Below are 4901 nucleotides of genomic sequence, written 5' to 3' on the forward strand. Positions count from 1 at the left end.
CGGCCGTCGGAACCCGGGGTCGCACTGGGGTTGGAAGGTTGGGCCGCTCCGGCGCCGGGTGTGGCGGAATCCGGTTGAGACGCGGGTCCCTGGATCAGGTCTGACAACGTTGCTCCTCATTGTGGTGGGACGCGCGGTGTGGCGTCCTCTCCATGCGATCGCGGCCTTGTTAGGCCCGATCCATCTCCTTTATGAATATGGCGCGACCCTCATCTTTCCCCATTGCGGCGCAGTCGGCACACTCTGCTCGGGTTACTCTTCGGTAGCGTTTGCGCAGATCCGGGGCCGAATGTTGAATTTATCGATGTCGTCGAAAACATGGGGGAGACGAATGCGCACGTCGACGTGCCGCTGGAGGCTGGCGAGTGCCGCCGCCGCGGCGATCGTCGGTGCCGGCGTCATCGCCGGATGTGGCAGCGCGATCGAGGGGACAGCGCAGCAGAACGATTCCCAGGCCGCCGAATATGCGGCCGAGGCGACGTCGTCATCGGTGGCCGCGTCGTCCTCACAGAAGGCCGCGGCCGAGCGGGAGGAACTCGTGACGCAATGCACGATGTTCGTCACCCGTGCCGGGGAGACCATCGACACCTACAACGCGTTCATCGACGCGGCCAACGCCGACGCCGCGGACACCGGCGCCAAAGCGAGTGCCGCGGCCGTGGCGCTACGGGCAGCCGCCGAGGGGGCGAATGCCTCCATTCCGTCGCTTCCCGCCGAGCTGACCGGACTGCTGACCGACTACGTGAACAACTACCGCGATCTCGCGGCCGCCGTCGACGGCGGGCAACGCGGAGACAATCTGAACACTCTCGCAAGCCGCGGAGACGAACTCAGCGACTCGATTCGGGCAGCCTGCCCCACATCGTGACTCCCGCACCGTAGGCTCGGTCGATGACCGCGCATCACTACTTTCTGAGAAAAATTCGCGCGGTCGGCTTGCGCGAAAGCGTCCGAGCATGTTCGCTTTCACCTAATTGATCTTCATCCAGCAGGTGTTCGGGTATCCGAGCACCGTCAACAAAAGGAGGACCCCACCGTGGTCGCCGCGGCGGACGCCCAAAACTACGCTCAGAAACTCGGGATCACTGCCGACATGGCGGTACAGGAACTGGGCTGGGACGAGGACACCGACGACGACCTGCGTGCCGCGGTCGAGGACACCATCGGTGGAGAACTACTGGACGAGGATTCCGACGAGGTCATCGACGTCGTGCTGCTGTGGTGGCGCGACGAAGACGGAGACCTGGTCGACGCCCTCATGGATGCCATCGGCCCGCTGGCCGACGAGGGATTCGTGTGGGTCCTCACACCCAAGACCGGTCAGCCCGGTCACGTGGAGCCCAGCGAGATCGCCGAGTCCGCTCCTACAGCCGGTCTCACCCAGACGTCTGCGGCAAACCTCGGGGACTGGTCGGGAAGCCGTCTGGTTCAGCCGAAGTCGCGTCCCGCGAACAAGCGCTGAACCGTCACCCCTTTCCATCACACTCACCGAAGGAACACCGTCATGCCGCTCGAGGTGGGCACCACCGCCCCCGATTTCACCCTCAAGGATCAGAACAACCAGGAGGTGACGCTTTCCGACTACCGCGGAAAGAAGAACGTCCTGCTCGTGTTCTACCCCCTGGCGTTCACCGGAACGTGCCAGGGTGAGCTCTGCAAGGTTCGCGACGAGCTGCCGAAGTTCGAGAACGACGAGACCGCGATCCTGGCGCTCTCCGTCGGTGCTTCGCCGACACACAAGATCTGGTCCGCCGAGCAGGGGTACACCTTCCCGCTGCTCGCCGACTTCTGGCCGCACGGCGCCGTCGCGGAGCAGTACGGCGTCTTCAACGAGAAGCTGGGCTTCGCGAACCGCGGCACCTTCGTCATCGACAAGGAAGGCGTCATCCGGTTCGCCGAGATGAACGGACCCGGAGAGGCCCGTGACCAGGGAGCTTGGGAGAAAGCGCTTGCCACGCTAGAGTCCTGATGCGCATCCGGCGAGTTTCTCGCCGGATGTTCGGGCGTGTAGCTCAGTGGTAGAGCTCTGGTTTTACACACCAGCGGTCGGGGGTTCGAAACCCTCCGCGCCCACCGTCAGGCAAGGCCCCGATGTGCGTTCGCCCGCGCACCGGGGCTTTCTCGTCTCATTCCTCGGTGAGCTCCATGAGCTGCTCGGCGGCGGTGATGTTTCCGTTGTCGGCGAGGCGGCGGAGTTCGTCCAGGTCGCCGAGTTCGGTGGCGACTTCGATGAGTTGGTCGGCCGCATCGGAGCTTCCGTTGTCGGCGAGGCGGCGAAGCTCGGCCATGTCGCCCCGCTCGCCGGCGAGTTCGATCAGGAGGTCGATTGCCGTCGGATCGCCGTTGTCGGCCTGCTCGCGCAGGGCGGATATTTCGGATTCAGTCATGATGACCTTCCTCTGCTCGATCGATTTTCCTCGTGTGCCGATCTCGAAGCTCGTCGCGATGTGCGTGCCATTCGTCGAGCAGCGCAGGCAGTCTCTCGCTGAGGAACTCGGCCAGAGCGACCATCTCCTCGAGCGGGGCGCGGCGTTCGGGTGGAGCGTCGGCGAGCAACGCCAAGCCTTCCCGGAACAGCGCCGCATGTTCCTCGTGGAGCGCGGAATCGAAATTCTGCGGTTGTTGACTTGCCGGATCCAGACTCACGCGGTCCACCCGCTCGCCGGCCACGCGGGTCCGCCGCGCCATCCGATAGCCCTCGAGCAGTTTCACTGCGCCGGTGATGGCGCTCCGACTCGCCAGCAGTGCCTCACCCAGCTCGTCGATCGTCTGCTGCGGCGGATCGCAGACGAACAGGTATCCGAGCAGACGTCCCGCCATCGGCGGAAACCCGTACTGGCGTGCGTAGAAGCGGCCGACGTGGTCGGCGAAGATCAGCTGTGTGTCGGACGGCACGACACTAATTTAGCAGTTCTGACTGAAATAACACATATGTGTGTTATTTCAGTGCTGAGGTGAAGTGACGACAGGTTTCGTGGAGTTCACCTGTTCATAGCCCGGAGCTTCGCCGGCAGTGGCATATTCCTGACATGCCCAGGTACAAGGTGACGCTGCGCAACGGCACGTCGAGCGACAAGACCTTCGAATCCGACTTCCAGGCCGTCAACGAAACGCACCGGCCGCACACCGAATCCGGGGCGGCCATCGTGAAGATCGACCGCTACGAGGAAAATGGGGGAGTTGCGTCCGTCTGGTCCGCTCCCGCCACGTCCCGCACGTCCCGGTCGTAGCTCGTCAGCGCGTCGCGGAGCCGCGGCGATCGACCTCCGCCTCGAACTCCGCGATCCGGATCATGACGCTGCGCACCGTTTCGCTGCCGTAGTCGTTCGCGATCGACTCCCCGAGAAGTGCCCGGTGCTCGTCCAGCAGGGCGACCAGTTGGTCGTCGCCCAGCTTCCTCACGTCGCTGCTCACCATTCGATCGTCCCAGTCGCAGTCGGCGATTCCAATGCCCCACACGCCGATGCACATACGAATTTCCGACCCCAGACGCGCAGAACCCCGCCGGGCCACGTGGGTGTGTTGAGTCAGCACCGAAGATGTGAGCAGGGCGGGGCCGTGCGCCGCCCCTGAATGGGGGGGAACGAGGCGGCATTTACCATGGTAGGCGCCGGAAAGGCCGCTTGGCGAGATACTCGGCAGAAGTTCAGGAATCCGACATTCCGACCGGAACGTGTGCGCCGTGCGCAGCTGCCCGCGGATCGTGTGACGAGCACGCTATTGCGCGGGATTCGAGCGTATCGGTGCGCAATACTGCCGGTCCGGCCAGGTCTTCGCTATCGAGCGCGCGTGCCCGGACCCACGGTCTCGTACGCCTCGGCGAGAAGGTCCGTCAGGGTGCCGTCGAGCTGATCGTCGGACGTGATCGTCAAGCGGTGTGTGATCACCGTCTTGGTGGTGGGGAACGCCTCCCGCAGTTGCGGATGGTGGATGCGCCGACGCAGGTCCAGCGCGATCTCGAGCCGCGACGAATAGATGAATGCGGCGGCGAAGACGCGGGTGCGGGCCCACGCGATCTCGGTGCGGTGGACCCGCTCGTCCACCTCCCCGCACGCCAGAACGAGGTCACGGAACTGCAGCAGGCGCTCGGTGGCGTCCGGGTCCTTGCCTGCCAGGTACTCGTCGATCGCGGCACTCATGGGACGCTCCTTTACATCGACTGCAACGTTAGTTGATACAAATAGCGGCGTGCATCGAACCTCCCGTCCCGGAACCGCCCGCGCGGCCGGCCTGCTCCTCGGCTTCGCCGCCGACCGTGTGTTCGCCGACCCGGCCCGGTGGCATCCGGTGTCCGGATTCGGCCGCACGGCAATGGCATTGGAGAAGGTCACGTACCGCGACTCTCGGTTGTCGGGGGTACTGCACGTCGCGGTCCTCGTCGGCGGCGCGGCGGGTGTGGGAATCGCCGCCTCACGGGTGGCGCGGCGCGGGGGATGGGCCGGCGAGGCAGCCGGTACGGCCGTCGCGGCATGGGCCGTGCTCGGTGGAACGTCGCTGGGCCGGACCGGGTCGGCCATGGCCGCGCACCTCGACACCGACGACCTCGCGGCGGCGCGCGCCCTGCTGCCGTCCCTGTGCGGCCGGGATCCCAGCGTGCTCGGTGTCGACGGGCTCACGCGGGCGACGCTGGAGTCGGTGGCCGAGAACACGTCCGACTCGGCCGTCGGGGCGTTCGTGTGGGGCGCGGTCGCGGGCATCCCCGGACTGTTCGTCTACCGGGCGTCCAACACACTCGACGCGATGGTCGGCTACCGCTCGCCGAAGTACCGCAACTTCGGCTGGGCCGCGGCGCGGTGGGACGACGCTCTCAACCTGCTGCCCGCCCGCCTGACCGGCGCACTGTCCGTGGCCGCCGCGCCGACGGTTGGCGGGTCGCCGCGGGAGGCGTGGCAGGCGTGGCG

General features: G+C 65.9%; 9 protein-coding genes and 1 tRNA gene. 6 read left to right on the forward strand and 4 right to left on the reverse strand.

Annotated elements, in window-relative coordinates; genetic code table 11:
• The first annotated feature begins 331 nt into the window (after positions 1-331).
• From RJ1_RS44325 to RJ1_RS44340, 4 genes are all read left to right on the forward strand, one after another.
• Entirely contained in the window at positions 332-868 is a 537-nt protein-coding gene (locus RJ1_RS44325; protein WP_073371011.1) for an Rv2240c family protein, read from the forward strand.
• Positions 869-1036: 168 nt separating this feature from the next.
• Positions 1037-1462, forward strand: a complete 426-nt coding sequence (locus RJ1_RS44330) for a DUF3052 domain-containing protein (RefSeq protein WP_005247829.1) — start codon at positions 1037-1039, stop codon at positions 1460-1462.
• A gap of 42 nt (positions 1463-1504) precedes the next feature.
• Positions 1505-1969, forward strand: a complete 465-nt coding sequence (locus RJ1_RS44335) for a peroxiredoxin (RefSeq protein ID WP_073371014.1) — start codon at positions 1505-1507, stop codon at positions 1967-1969.
• Positions 1970-2001: 32 nt separating this feature from the next.
• A tRNA-Val gene (locus tag RJ1_RS44340) sits at positions 2002-2073 on the forward strand.
• A 53-nt stretch (positions 2074-2126) separates the two neighbouring features.
• Here RJ1_RS44340 and RJ1_RS44345 read toward each other — a convergent pair.
• Positions 2127-2387 carry a hypothetical protein gene (locus RJ1_RS44345; protein WP_073371017.1) on the reverse strand — a complete coding sequence of 87 codons (261 nt, stop codon included), beginning with the start codon at positions 2385-2387 and terminating at the stop codon, positions 2127-2129.
• Positions 2380-2895 (reverse strand): GbsR/MarR family transcriptional regulator, encoded by a 516-nt coding sequence (locus RJ1_RS44350; RefSeq protein ID WP_073371020.1) that lies wholly within the window; start codon positions 2893-2895, stop codon positions 2380-2382. The genes RJ1_RS44345 and RJ1_RS44350 overlap by 8 nt, the downstream gene beginning before the upstream one ends.
• Before the next feature lie 134 nt (positions 2896-3029).
• Between RJ1_RS44350 and RJ1_RS44355 the strand changes: the two genes are divergently transcribed.
• Positions 3030-3230 (forward strand): hypothetical protein, encoded by a 201-nt coding sequence (locus RJ1_RS44355; protein WP_073371023.1) that lies wholly within the window; start codon positions 3030-3032, stop codon positions 3228-3230.
• 4 nt (positions 3231-3234) lie between these two features.
• On the opposite strand, the gene RJ1_RS44360 is transcribed toward RJ1_RS44355, so the two are convergent.
• Together RJ1_RS44360 and RJ1_RS44365 are read right to left on the reverse strand one after the other, a co-directional pair.
• Positions 3235-3414 carry a hypothetical protein gene (locus RJ1_RS44360; RefSeq protein ID WP_073371031.1) on the reverse strand — a complete coding sequence of 60 codons (180 nt, stop codon included), beginning with the start codon at positions 3412-3414 and terminating at the stop codon, positions 3235-3237.
• Positions 3415-3776: 362 nt separating this feature from the next.
• Positions 3777-4139, reverse strand: a complete 363-nt coding sequence (locus tag RJ1_RS44365) for a DUF5655 domain-containing protein (RefSeq protein ID WP_073371026.1) — start codon at positions 4137-4139, stop codon at positions 3777-3779.
• A 49-nt stretch (positions 4140-4188) separates the two neighbouring features.
• On the opposite strand from RJ1_RS44365, the gene RJ1_RS44370 reads away from it, so the two are divergent.
• Positions 4189-4901: CobD/CbiB family cobalamin biosynthesis protein (locus tag RJ1_RS44370; RefSeq protein WP_073371029.1), on the forward strand; the 713-nt coding region annotated here is incomplete at its 3' end.

It is taken from the genome of Rhodococcus jostii NBRC 16295, assembly GCF_001894825.1.
Lineage (GTDB): Bacteria > Actinomycetota > Actinomycetes > Mycobacteriales > Mycobacteriaceae > Rhodococcus_F > Rhodococcus_F jostii.

Bases quoted from the DNA above. Each gene is read 5' to 3' on its own strand.
- RJ1_RS44325 (WP_073371011.1), top strand. From the start codon at position 332: ATGCGCACGTCGACGTGCCGCTGGAGGCTGGCGAGTGCCGCCGCCGCG.
- RJ1_RS44335 (WP_073371014.1), top strand. From the start codon at position 1,505: ATGCCGCTCGAGGTGGGCACCACCGCCCCCGATTTCACCCTCAAGGAT.
- RJ1_RS44345 (WP_073371017.1), bottom strand. From the start codon at position 2,387: ATGACTGAATCCGAAATATCCGCCCTGCGCGAGCAGGCCGACAACGGC.
- RJ1_RS44355 (WP_073371023.1), top strand. From the start codon at position 3,030: ATGCCCAGGTACAAGGTGACGCTGCGCAACGGCACGTCGAGCGACAAG.
- RJ1_RS44365 (WP_073371026.1), bottom strand. From the start codon at position 4,139: ATGAGTGCCGCGATCGACGAGTACCTGGCAGGCAAGGACCCGGACGCC.